Below are 15822 nucleotides of genomic sequence, written 5' to 3' on the forward strand. Positions count from 1 at the left end.
ATTTTTTTTTTAATGGAAATGAAGCTATCATTTGGGCAATTTTTATTGATTCCAGTGTGTGAGTAATGCTCATGATGATTCATCTGCTCCTATTAAAGATTTTTGAATTCGATTAATTATACCCCAGAGCGAAGTATCCCTTCATCACTTTCCAGGCCTGGTCCTTGTCCCTGATCTTTATTACATAGAAGTAAGTACCGGCAGGAAGCCTGGCCCCCTCATTTGTTCTGCCATCGAATAAAACGCGGGCATTGTCATAGCCTTTGGCCTTGTAGACTTCAACTCCATTGGAACTTAAAATTGATACAGCGTTGTCTCCATACAATTCAATGCCCCGGATATTGAAATAATCGTTAATACCATCATTATTTGGAGAGATGGCTTTATTAACCAGAACCGGTCCGTTGGCATCGTCTTCAATTGTGACCGTTAATTTCACGGGAGGAGCTGCATCATAAAGGTTATTTCCTGCCTGACGAATGATTATATCAGTTGTTCCAGGCTGTTTAAACTTTAAGTTCGAACCGTCCAACCAGCCTATCCACCCATTTGTAATTTCGAACGACAGGGGCAAGCCAACCGTGCTGGATGCTGTGAGTATTGCTGAACCATTCTGGAGCTTTAATACACCAGGATCGACAGCGCTAATGGATTGAACTCCTTTATTTATGGTTAGGATCCGTTCAGCTAATGCCCGGTTGCGGTAATTAGAATTGATCGGCGTTACGGCAGTGATCTTTACAGTCCCAACTCCTTTAATAGTCACCGTGCCGTTTGGATCAACTTCGGCAACACTCGTGTTTGAGCTGGTATAAGTGATGCTTTCATTTGAACTTGATGTAACTCCCAAGCTGAAAGCAGCCTCGCCATATCTTTTTGTTGCAAGCTCCGGAAAGCTAAGAGTTCTTTCAGGAAGATTTCCAGCCTCTGCACCGCACATTAAAAATTTAGAGAAATTCATTTCTGCTGCAGTGTAAAGAGTTACAGGTTTATTAATATCATTATTCAGTTCATGATTTACCAGGCCGTCGCAGGCACTCCTGGGTGTAGATGTAGGGCTAAACATAATCCCGGGGCTTTGCAAATATTTACCAGCACTACAAGTTCCTCCAATCTCAGCATCCCCACCAATTTCAATTGTACCTCCAAGGTTTTGAGAGTTCGGCGAGAAAGCATTTCCATAAATCTTCGCACTGCCTGTTATATTATTCCAGAACAAGGCGGCATTCTGGCTGATACTTGCGTTTTCCTTTACTGTGGTATTATGTACATAGGCGTAATTGGAAAGCTGGGCATTCCCCGAAATATTGGAGTTACCGGATACTACCGCAAAGTCTTTTATAACTGCATTACCTGAAATACTGGCATCATCTCTAACCAAAGCCTTTCCTTCAATCCTTACATTTCCTGAGAGTTGTGCCCTCCCCAGAACAGTGGCATTTGGGCCGACATATACCGAAGAGGCAACGCTGGCAGTTGAGGCTACAAAGCCTCCTCCATTGCGGTGTCTGGAACCTGCCGGTAATCCTGTTTGACGAAACCCTGCCTGATATCCTTCAGGCACTGCACCTTGAAGAGAAATTTCGTAAGGAAAGCGGTATAGTCTTGGGAAACCAGCTTCGAAGAGATCGGTATGTTTTTGATAGCTTGAAGGAGCTCCCAGAACCACCAGGTATAATTCAGTTGAACCTGCAGGAACCTTATAAGATATTTCTGCATCTCCGGCCTGAGCATTACTATAAATGGCAGTTCCAGCATTATCAACACTTACAAATCCATATCTCCAGCCTGCGAAAGCATTCACATCCGCATGACCTTTAAATTTAAGGTTCACATAATTATCGGTACAGTTAGAGTATCCCTGCTGCACGTGCAATCGAACAATATTGAAGCCGTACTGCTGTGGTGCGAGGTTATTCGGAATGGCGTAATGATCCTTACCTATGGAATCAAGAATCACGGTTTTTCTGAAATCCCAGAAAGGATCAATCGTTGTTTCCAGTTTCTGAATATCAGCCTTATTACTAAAATCTCCTTTCACCCTTCTCATAGCATACTCCAGCATCATATCGTTCATTTTGCTTTGATCCAGGCCGAGCAAGCGACTGATGGTTTCAGTAGGATGCTCTTTTGCCGCAGGGTTTGCTTCTCTCCAGATCCTATTTATGAATTCTATCCCATGCTTGTCTTTCAGGTATTGCAGCAGATAGAAGTCGGAGTAATGTTTTCTGGCTGAACCGAAATGGTAATTAGTAAAATTCCAGGCCCTGGGATAATCTGTATTGCCGAGCAGATTTGGATAGCGCTGAATTGCCATAAAATTAGCATGCGTTTCCCAAAAAAATCCTGAGTGTGCGACACCAGTAAAGCCCGCACCAGGATAAAGGAGAGGAATCATGTATTGAAAGGCATGGGTGATCTCATGAGCCAGCACCCAGGCATTCTCTCTTACCGTTCTAGGGTCGATATACATAGCATTGATCACGTTGTCAAAGCCTCCCCCAAATGCCCAGCCTGTATAACGATCCTGGTTCCAGGTGTTATTCATTACTACAATGGTTTTATACTTCTTTAGATTTCCGGTTTCCTCAACGTATTTCTGATCGTCGATCATAAAATCATAAAGGGCTTCCATGGAGTCAAGAACTGCCTGCGGCTTAAATACAAGGTCGGGATTGCTGGCCTTTGTTGGATCATTACCAGCCAATGGCCCCCAAACTACTATAAAGTTCTCAGAAGCCAGAGAGCGATTAGTAAGATCGATCTGTTCTTTTAATGGGGATGATTTCCATTCATTTGGGATATAAACTGTCTTGGTCCCAATTGAACTTATCCTACCAAACACTTTCCACTCAATAATTCCGGTAGATTGAACGTTGTTCTTCATACTCACCCGTAATTTGGTAGTAGAAATAGAGCCTAGGTCCAATGCATTGTACTTATCCCGGTCTGTACCTATATTACCTATACGCACCCAGGAATCTGTTAGTACATCATAATACTCTACATAAGCCTCCGTCGGTATCATGATACCTCCGTCATCTGTAAACCAGTAGATTTCGGTACTGCTTAGTTTGGCCGGACTGCCCCACTCATACTGCACCCAACGGAATGTGTTTGGCGAATCCCAGTTCCCATATACCGTTTTGCTTCTGTCTGTGGAACTTGCGGGCTCAAATCCGTCGTTAACAGCCTCAAGCTTTTCCCAGCCCGAAACAAAGCTGGTACTTGCCGAAGCCCGCGGAGCTATATTTACAGGACTGGCATAAACCTTCCATTCAATAATACCGGTGGATTGGGTAGTATTCTTCATGCTTACCCTGAGTTTGGTCGTTGTAATCCCACCCAGATCCAGATAGTTATACTTATTTCCATCCCTCCCAATATCACCGACCTTAACCCAGGCATTGGTAGCAGCGTTAAAATATTCAATGTAGGCTTCAGTAGGCAGAAGAATTCCACCATTATCGCTGAACCAATAAATGTCTGTTCCGGCCAGTACGATTGGAACAACCCATTCATACTCCACCCAACGAAAAGTGTTTGGCGAGTCCCAGTTTCCATAAACGCCGTTGGTTCTGTCTTCAGAGTTTGCCGGATCAAAACCGTCATTTACTGCTGCCAGCTTCTCCCAACTAGAAACCTTATCGGTAGTAGCGGTACCCTCAGGAGCCACATTTTCTAAACTTGGCAAAGCAGCTGCAACCGGAACGGGCAAGGATTTAGTTATAACGGGGGAAAAATCTTTCCCTGCTTTTATTACAGCTTCGCTACCCGGCCTTTTTTCTGTTTTATCTCTCCTGAAACTCATCGTTTGGGAGATGATAGTTCCGCTCACCATGGCGGCAAAGAAAAATAGTAGAACTTTTCTCATAGTAAAAAATTTATAAAATATCCTTTTGCTTATTAGTCACTCAGCCAGAGTTACGATGTCCGTTACTCTTGGCCTGCCTGTATCGAATCACCCGGCAGCCCTGCGGCAAATCTGTTTTTTTGCCCTTATTGTTATCATAAAGTTAAATTTTCGGCATATCGAATTCCCTTTGGAAATTAACCACTTCTTGCATTTTATTAACCGAATAAAGGATTGCGGCAGATCAATAAGATTAATGGTAATAAGGTTAACCAAAGGTGTATAAATAAAAAAGCCGCAAACTCGTTGCGGCTTTCATCATCCCGGTATTATTTCTTTCTCTGCAGTATCCTGAAATCTTTAAATTTCGCCCAACCTGCATTTTTCCCGTAAGTTGCATGGTACAGACCTACCCGTACTGTCGCTCCCAGATCTTTCTTTATCGCCTCTGTCGTTAATGGCTGCCAGCTTTTGCCGTCATCGCTGCCGCGTAGATAAAAATTATCTCCATCTCGCTGGATCTGGAGAAACTTTAAATATTTCCATCCCGCCTGATTATTCACTTGTTTTCGACCTTCTCTTCCAAGTTCAGTAATGATATTTCCCACTCCCCATCCAGGCATGATACCGCTTTGGATAAGATTTCCCTTTTTGTTTTTGGCCAAAACCATTAACCCACACTCATTAGCTCCACTCGCCTTCTTTTCCTTTAAACCAATAACATCAGCCACCTCTACCTCAGCAACAAAGTCTCCTGTTAGCTCTTTGTACAAAAAGGGGCCTTCTTGCTCGTTGCCATCCCAAAATGTATTGACTGACTCCAGCATGAGTTCCTTACCGGATATTTCTGCCCGTGCAGCCCCCCCTTGCATCCCGTCCCATCCTGCGGCCGTAGGATCTACTTTTAACAAATCTGCATTTGCAGAAAAAAGGTTTGAAACGATGCGGAAGGAACTTGCATTCGTATTTACCGCAGCCACTTCTGAAGGTGAAGTAACATTGCCATAATTATCCCTGGCTTTAACGGTATAGGAATACGTGGTATTTGGAGTCTTGCCATCGTCTATCGCCCGAGGATCATCTTTCCATTGTTGGCTTACGGTTGCATCTCCCGTTCTTCTGCCAACAATACAGTATTCTACGCTTTCGCCTGGCAGGTTAGGCCGTCCAGCCTCCAGCACTATCATTTCCGGACTGATGGCTACTGGCTTCCTTTTAAAGTTAATGGCCGCAGGAATGGATTTAGGAAAGGTACCTATCCAGCTTGCATAAAGTTCTTTTATCCTTGTTTGACTAAAATTTTCTGAAAATACAGTAAGAGAAGCTACTGCACCCTTAAAACCGCCTGCATTCAGGGAGAGTCCGGTCCGCTCTAGTTGCATACTCTTAATAAGAGGTGCTGATCCCGGCATTCCATCTATATACACCTGATGGTCTTTCCCATCGAAAGTGCAAACCAGTTGATGCCATTTTCCATCGTTGAACTTTGCGGGCAAACGCATCATAAAAGTAGAGCCGCCGGCGACTGGCCAGCTAATTACGCGGTTGTCATTTCTGCCTTTATTATTTACGATGGCAACCATTGTATAAGGCAGCTTTCCGGCAAGTGATTCATTTATCTTTGATGCTGATAAGAAAGCATTATCATCAAACTGCAAGCAAATCTTTCCTTCAACATCCCTTACTATAGGAGAGACCCCATGCGCGACTAAATTTCCCCTCTCAAAACCCTCATTTTTCCACTGCGTCAATGGGCCGTAGGGAAGCTGAGCGGCATCCAAATAAACTGCCACATTGGATGTATTTTTCTCCTGGGTCTGCTGCTTAACCTCATCTTCAGAAAGTGCCACATCATAAACTTTCAAGGAAGAAATGGCTCCGCTGAAATAAGCGTTTTTATCTGAAGTAGTTCCGATGACGAAGTTCCTTAAATTTGCAAGGAACAACATTTTCAGATCCTGCTTATCCAGGTTTCCATCAACATAGATCTTTTCATAGGTTCCGTCGAAGGTAAATGCAATATGATGCCATCTTCCCGCTTCAGGGATATTCTTAAAACTCATATCAGGCCAGCCCCAATGCGCGGCAGCACCCCATTGCCTGTGACTGCCAAAACCGAAAGTGGCATTTGTAATATCAACGCCGCCCCTTTCTGTCCAGGATATCACAGGTTCTTCTGATTGTACTTCCGGGTTAAATAACCACATAGACACTGTGAAGCTGCTATTTCCGCTGAGAGTAGAAGGCGCCACAAAGTCAGACTGAAGTGAGATTCCACCAGGGAACACCACTGCTTTCCTTCCTTCAATAATATTTACAATAGGTTTCCTGGCAGATTCAGGGGTAAATGTTCCCTTCAGGCTGCCAGAGTTATTCCAGGAGGATACCACTGAACCAAGGGCCATTTCCTCGGCGTTCAGATGAACAAGTAATCCTTTTGCCTGCCGTTTTTCTACAGGTTTTCCAGGGACCGTCTTTGCCACAGGCTGATAAGAATCGTTATCAAAAACCCTGATGTTCCAGACTGCTTTGTTTAATCCCGGGTATTCGGTATTTACAATCTTTAAGCGGACATATCGGGCAGATACATTACTAACATCCACCATAGGACTTCCATGGATGGTGTTTTCAGACTTATCTGCAAATACTTTCCAATCGGTACCATTCAGAGAATATTCGATGATGTACTGGTAGTACCAGGTTGCATATTCAAACTGGGTATGTACGCTTTTGACATTCTTAACAGCTCCCAGATCTATAGAAAGCCAGGCATCACTCGTATTATTTCCCGGTTTCCACAAAGTTCCGTTGTTATTGTCAACAGCGTAGGCAGCCTTAAATTCATCACTGTAAGAAGATGAGGCGGTTACTCTCTTACCAAAAGCCAGATCAGTGTGAGGATTTACATTCTTACCTAAATATCCTATCCCCTCATGTGAGGGGACGAGGCTTTTTATATTACCTTCCTTATCAAATTCCAGTTTGTCTGCAGCCACCTGACGATGGTAGCCTCCATTGTTATGAGGATTATTATGCCGGTGATAGATCAAATAAAAATCCTTACCATTCTCTAATACCGATTGGTGGCCGGGACCATGAACAGAGCCATCTGAATTTGTTACCAGGATGGGGTTGTTCTTGCCCTCAACAAAAGGCCCCATCGGTCCTGTTTTGCTCATTACATAACGGACTTTATAGCTGGCATCTTCACAGCGCTCAGAAGAATAGGTGAGGTAATAAATACCGTTCCTTTTAAACATGAAGGGTGCCTCGAAAAAGTCCTTCGCTACAGTATTTGGTATCTTGTCTGTTTTTGCAAAAGATTTCATATCCGGATTCAGTAATCCTACGCCGCATCCGCTGTTCGGGTAAATACCCCAGGTCCCCCAGAACATGTAAAACTTTCCATCATCATCCCTGAACGTTTGCCCGTCCAAAGTGATCACATCAGGAACATAATAATTGCGAATAATAGGTTGCCCTGTGGGAAGCAATGAAGTCCAGGGACCCGTTGGGGTACTGCCTGAAGCGCCAAAGATCTCGACCGGTTGACAGTAATACATGTAGTATTTTCCATCATTTCCCTTCGTAACGTCGGGAGCCCAGTAGTGGCGGGTTGTGGGCCAGTTCATATCATCAAGACTCCAGTTAACGAAGTCTTTAGACTTCCAGACCTGCGAAGGGCCAAACCCTCCTCCGTTACCGTCAGTAGTTGCATAGATATACCAGGTATCGCCAAATTTCTTAACCGTCGGATCAGCGAAATAACCTGGCAGAACAGGATTTCCAGCACCTGGATCAGTATGTGCTTTTCTTTGAGCAAATGCAGTGTTGAAAAGAACCAGGATAGAAACAATTACATATCTAATACTCATAGACCCGATCAGAATTTACTGTACTATCCACTCGTGAATCCCTGAAGCATTATCAACAGGTAGTTTTAACTCCAACTTAAGAGCTTTCGTTTTCACTGGTTTAAACTTCAGAACATTGTATTTATCTTTCTCAATCCCTGAAGAACTTAGCTGACTTACAGGCTCCCATTTCCCATCTTTTAGATACAATACCTGATAAGAATCCGGAATTCGGCAGCCACCCCAGGGACCATCATCAAACCAATAAACTTTTGATTCTGACACAGTCTCTTCCTTCTCAAAATTATATTGCACAAATTCCCTGGTATCCTTCTTAGGCCACCAGTGGAGATAAGGATAACTAGCGTCTTTAGAATCCACCGGATCATACTGATCCTTAATTGCAGAAATCAATCTTTCATTTTTCAGCGAAGCCGAAACAGCACTTCGTGATGCAATTGTTGGAGCGGGCTGAGGTTTAGCTGCCGATTCTTCATAAGGTATCCATACTGCCATTTCGCTATGACCTCTGTTATTCCAGGCGTAATATGGAATCGCCCTAACCATTTGCTTAGTCTTTAGGATCCCGGCGCTATTCAGTTGCCTTCTGGCACTGATACCATCAATGGTTAATTCATCTATGCCATTTAACTTTTGAGACGCAAAAGAGACCTTTGCTGGCGCATCCTTTTCGATCATTATATTATGCACCAGGCTGTCTTTGTTATCCGGTCCTTCCAGGCAGTAAACTATCGGGCCCCTTTCAAAAGCAAATTTCCCGATATCATCCTTCACCTTAGGGTTTGCCACTACTTTTTCCACTTCCATAGGTAACGTAAAGCTCACCTTGTCCCCCTTCTTCCAGGTACGGTCAAGTACGGCATAGCCTTTTCCAAGTTTATAATCCACAGCCTTTCCATTAACTAAAATAACCACTGGACTCTTTTTTGTATCAACATAGGAATATAGGTCGCCCGGAACAACCTGTTTTTGAGCCCAGCCCGGAATTCGGATATTCAAGGAGAACTTCAGGGCCTTCTCTGGATTCACCTGCAGATCTACCTTACCGTTCCATGGATAGTCGGTGGTTTGACTAAGCTTTACTTTTCCAGCGGCTAACTCTACTTCTGCGTCATTACTCATGAAAAGGTTCACGTAGAGGTCGTTCTTATTCTGAGCATACACATACCCAGGGACAGAAGGCATAAATCGGGTCATGTTAGAAATACAACAAGCACAGCTAAACCATGCACTTCTCTGGTGCTGGTGCATTGAAGCCAGAGGATTGGGATAAAAGAAGCGGTCGCCACTCAGAGACACACCAGAAAGCAATCCATTGTAGAGCGTCCGTTCCAGCACATCATAATATTTGGAATCCCCATGTAGTTGGAACATCCTGCTATTCCAGTAAACATTAGCTATTGCTGCACAGGTTTCAGCGTAAGCCGACATGTTAGGTAACTGATAAGCTTCACCAAAGGCTTCACCTGCTCCCGTTGCACCAATTCCTCCTGTTATATAAAGCTTCTTATTTACCACATCCTGCCAGATAGCATCAATCGCTTTCAAATATTTCTCATCTCCCGTGAGTGCAGCTACATCGGCCATTCCCGTATACATATAAGTGGCACGTACGGCGTGCCCTACTGCTTCATGTTGATCTACCACCTTTGCATGACTTTGATGATAGGCGTCACCCTTTGGTCCTCTCACATCTAGGAAAAACTTCGCCAGATCAAGGTATTTCTTATTCCCTGTTACCCTGTATAGCTTGACCAATCCAATTTCCACTACCTGGTGACCAGGATATCTTTCTTCCTTTCCAAAACCAAAGTCTTTCACAAGCAGATCGGCATTTTTTATCGCAATGTTCAGGAAGTTCTTTTTTCCTGTTGCCAGGTAATGAGCTGTTGCCGCTTCAAATAAATGTCCAGAATTGTAAAGTTCGTGACTTAAATCTTCCTCCTTTTCCCATCTTTTACTACCGATCCAGGGATGCGGTTTTGCTGCATTAACTGTACGAAAAGTGAATAGGTACCCATCCTTTTCCTGGGCGGCCCCAATGATCGTTATCAGTGAATCAACATACCTTTCGAGCTTTGGATCTTTCTTTACCTGCATAGCGTAAGAAGCTCCTTCTATGACTTTGTATATATCAGTATCATCAAAAGTAAACTCAGACAATTTATCTCCACTCAGCAACTTTGCTGCCCTGAGGAAGTTATCCACGCGTCCGTTCTGTTCACATTTTTGCAAGGTGTAGGGAATTGTTGTATTAACATTCACCTCCATCTTAGGTGCCCAAAATTTATCATGGACATGAACTTTAGTAAAGGGGACGGGCTGTATGGGATAATCTCGCTGTTGACCAGTCGCATTCAGAATACTTAAGCCTGAAGTGCAAACAATGGCAACAAATCTTTTCCTGTTTAATTTCATAATTATATGTCAGCTAAGTTGTGTACGAATTAATTACGGTCTGAACTTCCACCTTTCGTTACTCAAATATATCGATGTTACAATCTTCCTATTGATCTGATCTTAGCCTTATTGCGTTAAATATTAACTTAATTCAAATCCTCGAAGAGATTGATCTCTTGATAAAATAACCTAACGTTCTATTGCAAATTCCCGTCTTTTAACCTGCGATAAGCCAGGGTTGCAGCAGCCAAATCTTCTACGGCCAGCCCCATTGACTTAAATAATGTAATTTCCTCCTTCGAGTTCCTTCCTTTATGCCTGGCACTACAGAGCTCAACAATGTCGGCCTGTACAGAATCAATGGAAATTAGGCCATTCTTCAGTGGAATAGCTAGCTCACCCGCTTCATGGAGAGCTCCATCACGAGAGTCGACGAATAAAGAAGAACGTTCTATAGCAAGGTCGTCTGCTTCCCGCATATGAGGTTTATAAGCACCAACCAGATCCAGATGCTGTCCTGGTTTAAGCCACTTTCCTTCAATTAGTGGCTCCGCTGACATTGTTGCACAGGATATCACATCTGCTTCATCAACCGCATCTTCTAAAGAATTGGCCACTTCTGTCTTAAAACCAAGGGATAGCAATTTCGCAGACATTTTGCTGGCTTTGTCGACGTTCCTCCCCCAAATGATGATCCTCCTGTAATTCCTTATTTTACAGTGAGCCTGCACCAGATGAAAGGCAACCTTACCCGTTCCAACCACTAGCAAAGTTTCTGCATCCTGCCGTGCCAGGTATTTTGCCGCCAAAGCTGAAGTACAGGCTGTTCGTACTGAAGTTAAATATGCAGCTCCCATTACTGCCAGTACCTGCCCCGTATTGGCATCAAGCAGGGTATACTGAGCGTTTATGGACGGAAGGTTCTTAGCGGGGTTATCAGGAGCAACTACAACCTGTTTTATTCCCAAAAACTCACTAGTCCAGGAAGGCATCAGAATAAGCGTATTTTCAGTCCCTTCTCTAGAGTGGTAGAAATGGTGGTGCCTCAGCGGCATTTCAAAATCACTTACAAATACTTGTTGAAGTGCTTCTATTACTGAAGAATAATCTAAAACAGCGATAAGGGTATCGAGACTAATGTTTAACATAAAGACAGTGCGGCCATAAACAAGAGGAGGCGTTACGCCCACTCCTACCAATTATACTAACAACCAATTTTTATTTTAACTATTGGGCATCCCACCACACACGGTCAGTCAGCTTGGCCGAATGTTGAGGTTGCGGATTTGTTCTCAGCTCCGTTTCAGGATACAATAAGCGTCTCGGGATAGCTGACAATGCACCATTAACTGCTGTTGTAGTGGGAAAACCTGTCCTTCTCCAGTCATTATAGTTTTCAAGGTTGAAGAAATTCGAAATACTTTTTTCTTCAATTATCCGCTGAAGACCGTTAGTTTCCGTTAAGGTACCTCTGGCAAGAAGATAAGCTAAGATTTGTGTTTCGGGTACCCCCACCTTTAACATATGCTGCCTGATGGCGTCCTGATAGATCGGTTGCGCCGCTACAGCTCCCGACTTCCAAAAGGTAGCTTCAGCTTTTATAAAGAGTGCTTCAGTATAATTAACAAGATACGAAGCAGAGCCAACGCCGGCGTAAAATTCTGTTGGATAAGAGTATTCAGAGAGAGTTCCAGGAGCAGTACCTATTCTTCTGCCTTTGTATAATCCCGTTCCTTCAGCTGGCTGCACCAGTTTTGAAAGGCGCGGATCATTCCTGGTTTTAAAGCCTTCTACATAAGTCTCATTGAGTACGATAGTAGATACTGGGTTAAAAACTGTGAAAAGTATATTCTCTGCGCCCGCCGCACCCGTAAACTGAAATTTCAGGTCGTCATTATTTGACTGCATTCCATTGGCAAGCGCTGCAAGAGCAAGGTCAGACTGTGTCTGAGCATTGTAACCAGGAGCCTTAGTCAAATGAATATAGAAACGGGCCTTTAAGGTATAAGCAAGCCGTAACCATTTGGCCATGTCTCCGTTATAGAAATAATCATTACCAGCGGGCTTGGTCGGAAAATTCTTATTAATATCTGAAATGGCGTTATCAAGGAGCGATTGAAGCGTTTTATAAATATCTTCCTGCTTATCGTAGGCAGGTTTAAAATTATCAGCAGATCTGAACGCTTCCGAATATGGAATATCACCCCAGAGATCAGTGGCACAGCCCAGAGTATAGGCACTGAGGATCTTGGCAATTGCCGCATAATTCGAATTACCGCTTGCTTCTGCTTTTTCGTTCATCAGCTTTGCGTTTTTAAGAATGTTCACGTAATAATTGTACCAGTCGCCATCCACATCCCGGTTAAACATCTGGTAGTTCCAGAAACCTGGATTAGGTTGATTTGCTGCAACTTCCTGCAACCAGTACTGCAGAATAATACTTGCACTTCCTCCATAAACCTGATCTGCAATATTCAATTCGATCGGTGGAAGAAGAAGAGACTCCTGAACATCGATTGGAGCATTAGGGTTATCGTTAATATCCAGGGTTTCCTTGCAACTGCCTAAGACGACAACAGCAAATAATAGCATATAAAGTGTTAACTTTTTCATGGTCTTAAACTGATTAGAATCCTAATTTTAAAGAGAAGCCAATGGAACGGGCCGTTGGTGTGGTAAATGAATAGATAGCACGATCACCATTTGAGGTTCCGTAAGTACTTACCTCAGGGTCGGGACCGTTGAAATGAGGTGCATGGATCCATAAATTTCTACCCGTTACCGTTAAAGAAGCACTTTTGAACGGCGATTTTTTAAATAAGGAAGGGGAAAGATTGTAGGATAAACTTACGTTCCTTAATTTGATATAGGTGCCATCTTCAATCGTCTCTTCATAAATACCGCTAATCCCCTGATAATATTGCTGAGCCGATATTTCCTTTGTATTAGGCAAACCTGTTGCTGCGTTAACTCCCGGAACAACTACGGGAGCACGATTCTCTGTTTGTTTTGACGTTCCATAAAACAATGCAAGGCCTTCAAAATCATTCTGAATGTCGCCACCTTTTTTCACGTCGAAGAAGAAGCTTAAACCAAATTGCCTGTAGCGCAAGGTGTTATTAAGCCCTCCTAGCCAATCAGGGTTAGGGTCGCCCACTACACCTAATCCATCACTGTAAGGAAGTCCGATATCGTTGATAAGCAATTCACCGTTCGCATCCCTCGCATATTTCGGCCCATAGAAGACCCCTGCAGGGTACCCCACCATAAACCTTCCGACAGATGTTATACCTTTTTCGTCATTTATTTGAAGCACTTCATTACGAATACGAGAAAAATTCAAAGAAATATCCCAGTTAAAATCCTTTGTCTTCACAGGTGTTCCTGTCAAAAAGAGTTCGATTCCCTTGTTGCGCATACTTGCTGAGTTTACTGTAGTTCCACTAAATCCGGAAGCTGCAGAGATTTCGACGCTTGGGATAATACCATCGGTTTGCTTCCTGTTAAAGTAAGATCCCTCAAGAGATAGACGGTTATCGAAGAACTTTAATTCCAGGCCGGTCTCAAATTCTTTAAGAGTTTCATTCATCAGATAAGGGTTAGATAAGGTACCTCCCTGCATAAACCCGGCCTGCCCCTGAAACGGAAAATCTGTATAACCAATTGCGGTGCCTCTTCCGGGAGAATAGTAAGGAGTGGTCAAAGCGTATGGTCCAATAAGGTCATTTCCTACAGTAGCATAAGAAAACCTTAGTTTTCCAAAGTTCAATACTTTTGAAGCTTCAGGCATAAAACGAGTGAAAATAAAACCGAGTGCAGCAGACCCGTAAGGATAAAACTGTTCTTCCTTGTACAATTTTGAACTGCCATCGTATCTCCCTGTGAGAGAAAGCACTAAAAACTTATCGTACTCGAGATTACCCTGGGCATAAAAGCCAACCTTTCGTTCCAGATAATTTGCTTCAGAGCTGGTTACTGTTGAGCCGGCGCTCACATTATAAAAACCTTTTATTTGAAGGCCATTGGCATTTATGGAAGTATTTTGCGAATAAATAGAATTAAAGTTATTTCCCAATAATAAGTCTGCGTCTAGTTTTCCAAACTGCTTTCTGGCACTAACAATAAGGTCGTGGTTCAATTGACGGTAGTTAATATTCTGATCCCGGATCAGTCCAACTTTACCAATTGCGGGACTAGGATTTTCCCAGAACTTGATTTGTTCAACCGAAACATCTGCACCTACCCTTTCTGTAATAGTAAGCCATTTAGTTGGGGTATAATTAATTGTAGTAACTGGGAGAAAACGATTAACCAGGTCCTTATTATTCATGTTGTCGAGCGTCCACAAAGGAGCATTTCTGGAGAAGCGGAACAGCCGCATTGCCCCATTAACATCATAAATTGGATAGGGATTCCAAGAGACAGGTTGGTAAAGCACCAGGGCAATAGGCCCCTGAGAATTTCCCTCTGGTAATCGGTGCTGCGTAGAATTGCTGTAGCCCAACTGAAAGCTTGTCGTTAAGTTCTTATAAACCTTTGCACTATATTTTGCCAGGAACGAATGCCTTTTAAAATCGTTGCCGGGATTTATACCTTCCTGGTTGAAGAGGGAGTATGAAAGGTAATAAGTAGCCGTTTCTCCACCTCCACTTATGTTCAAGCTATTATTATAGGTTTTACCAGTCCTGAAGAAATCGTAGGGATCATAGGAAGGTGCAGGCGCACCGTTAATCCTTAAAGTATCCATCCTGGGACCATAGGAAGTACTGGTTTTCTGATCTTCGCCGTTAGCAAATAGCCCATTATTTCCCTGAGCATAAATAGTCTGACGTTTAGGGTTTATACTGTTTTCGAACGAGTAGTCAGACATGAAGTTAATAGACGGTCTTTTGTTTAAACCACCAGTCTTGGTAGTTATAATAACAGCGCCTCCTGCTCCTCTTGATCCGTATAATGCAGTTGCAGCAGCTCCTTTAAGCACATTTACGCTTTCCACATTGTTAGGATCGATATCAATGATACGGCTCACTCCTGATCCCGCAGGATCTCCACCTACACTAGTTTCAGAGTTATCAATTGGAACACCGTCCAAAACATAAAGAGGATTGGAACTATTTGTCGAAATATCTCCACGGATAACAACACGGGAAGCAGAACCAGCTACACCACTTGAATTAGTTATCTGTACACCGGCAACCTTTCCCGTCAGAGAGTTCAGCAAGCTGGGTTCCTTTGCCCTGGCAATATCGTCAGCCTTCACTTCTTGCGTGCTATAAGTGAGCAGTCTTTTCTCCCGTTTTACTCCAATTGCAGTTACCACAACCTCATTGAGAGAGCGGCTTGCCTCAACCAGGGTAATGCGCAGCGAAGTTTGACCGTTGATTGAAACTTCCTGACTTTCATAGCCGATCGAAGAGACTACGAGGGTTGCCTGCCCCGTATAGGAAATATTAAAATTTCCGTTCTGATCAGTATTAGTTCCTGTATTCGTTGCTTTCAACTTAATACTGGCGCCAGGAATTGCTTGACCGTCTGATCCTATCACCTGCCCTTTTAAAAGGGTCTGGGCAGATATTGTCATGCTATACAACAAGCAGAGGACGGTGAATAGAATTGTCTGAAGAGAAATTCTGCATCTCATAATAATACTGGGTTGGTTAGAAAAATGGTTGTCACCTTTGTATAAAATTAGAT

The 15822-nt window shown here is 43.3% G+C and carries 6 protein-coding genes; all 6 read right to left on the bottom strand.

Annotated elements, in window-relative coordinates; genetic code table 11:
* Positions 1-112: 112 nt before the first annotated feature.
* The 6 genes from J4N24_RS00805 to J4N24_RS00830 all read right to left on the bottom strand — a co-directional run bounded on the left by J4N24_RS00805 (position 113) and on the right by J4N24_RS00830 (position 15769).
* A complete protein-coding gene (locus tag J4N24_RS00805) occupies positions 113-3874 on the bottom strand; it encodes a DUF6055 domain-containing protein (RefSeq protein ID WP_207531739.1) in 3762 nt (1253 codons plus the stop codon).
* A 308-nt stretch (positions 3875-4182) separates the two neighbouring features.
* Positions 4183-7728, bottom strand: coding sequence for a family 43 glycosylhydrolase (locus J4N24_RS00810; RefSeq protein WP_207531740.1), 3546 nt, complete (start codon positions 7726-7728; stop codon positions 4183-4185).
* Positions 7729-7743: 15 nt separating this feature from the next.
* Positions 7744-10146 carry a glycoside hydrolase family 127 protein gene (locus J4N24_RS00815; RefSeq protein WP_207531741.1) on the bottom strand — a complete coding sequence of 801 codons (2403 nt, stop codon included), beginning with the start codon at positions 10144-10146 and terminating at the stop codon, positions 7744-7746.
* Positions 10147-10325: 179 nt separating this feature from the next.
* The gene (gene lhpI, locus J4N24_RS00820) at positions 10326-11276 is read right to left on the bottom strand and encodes a bifunctional Delta(1)-pyrroline-2-carboxylate/Delta(1)-piperideine-2-carboxylate reductase (RefSeq protein WP_207531742.1); all 951 of its coding nucleotides are present in this window, start codon (positions 11274-11276) and stop codon (positions 10326-10328) included.
* Positions 11277-11355: 79 nt separating this feature from the next.
* Complete coding sequence (locus J4N24_RS00825) at positions 11356-12741, bottom strand: SusD/RagB family nutrient-binding outer membrane lipoprotein (RefSeq protein ID WP_207531743.1); 1386 nt, start codon at positions 12739-12741, stop codon at positions 11356-11358.
* A gap of 13 nt (positions 12742-12754) precedes the next feature.
* Positions 12755-15769 carry a SusC/RagA family TonB-linked outer membrane protein gene (locus J4N24_RS00830; protein ID WP_207531744.1) on the bottom strand — a complete coding sequence of 1005 codons (3015 nt, stop codon included), beginning with the start codon at positions 15767-15769 and terminating at the stop codon, positions 12755-12757.
* Positions 15770-15822 lie beyond the last annotated feature (53 nt).

Origin of the sequence: Desertivirga arenae, assembly GCF_017355785.1 — a bacterium.
Classification (GTDB): Bacteria; Bacteroidota; Bacteroidia; order Sphingobacteriales; family Sphingobacteriaceae; genus Desertivirga; species Desertivirga arenae.

What these genes read in the sequence shown, in the direction of transcription:
- J4N24_RS00810 (WP_207531740.1), bottom strand. Translation starts at nt 7,728, where the DNA reads ATGAGTATTAGATATGTAATTGTTTCTATCCTGGTTCTTTTCAACACT.
- J4N24_RS00825 (WP_207531743.1), bottom strand. Translation starts at nt 12,741, where the DNA reads ATGAAAAAGTTAACACTTTATATGCTATTATTTGCTGTTGTCGTCTTA.
- lhpI (WP_207531742.1), bottom strand. Translation starts at nt 11,276, where the DNA reads ATGTTAAACATTAGTCTCGATACCCTTATCGCTGTTTTAGATTATTCT.
- J4N24_RS00830 (WP_207531744.1), bottom strand. Translation starts at nt 15,769, where the DNA reads ATGAGATGCAGAATTTCTCTTCAGACAATTCTATTCACCGTCCTCTGC.
- J4N24_RS00805 (WP_207531739.1), bottom strand. Translation starts at nt 3,874, where the DNA reads ATGAGAAAAGTTCTACTATTTTTCTTTGCCGCCATGGTGAGCGGAACT.
- J4N24_RS00815 (WP_207531741.1), bottom strand. Translation starts at nt 10,146, where the DNA reads ATGAAATTAAACAGGAAAAGATTTGTTGCCATTGTTTGCACTTCAGGC.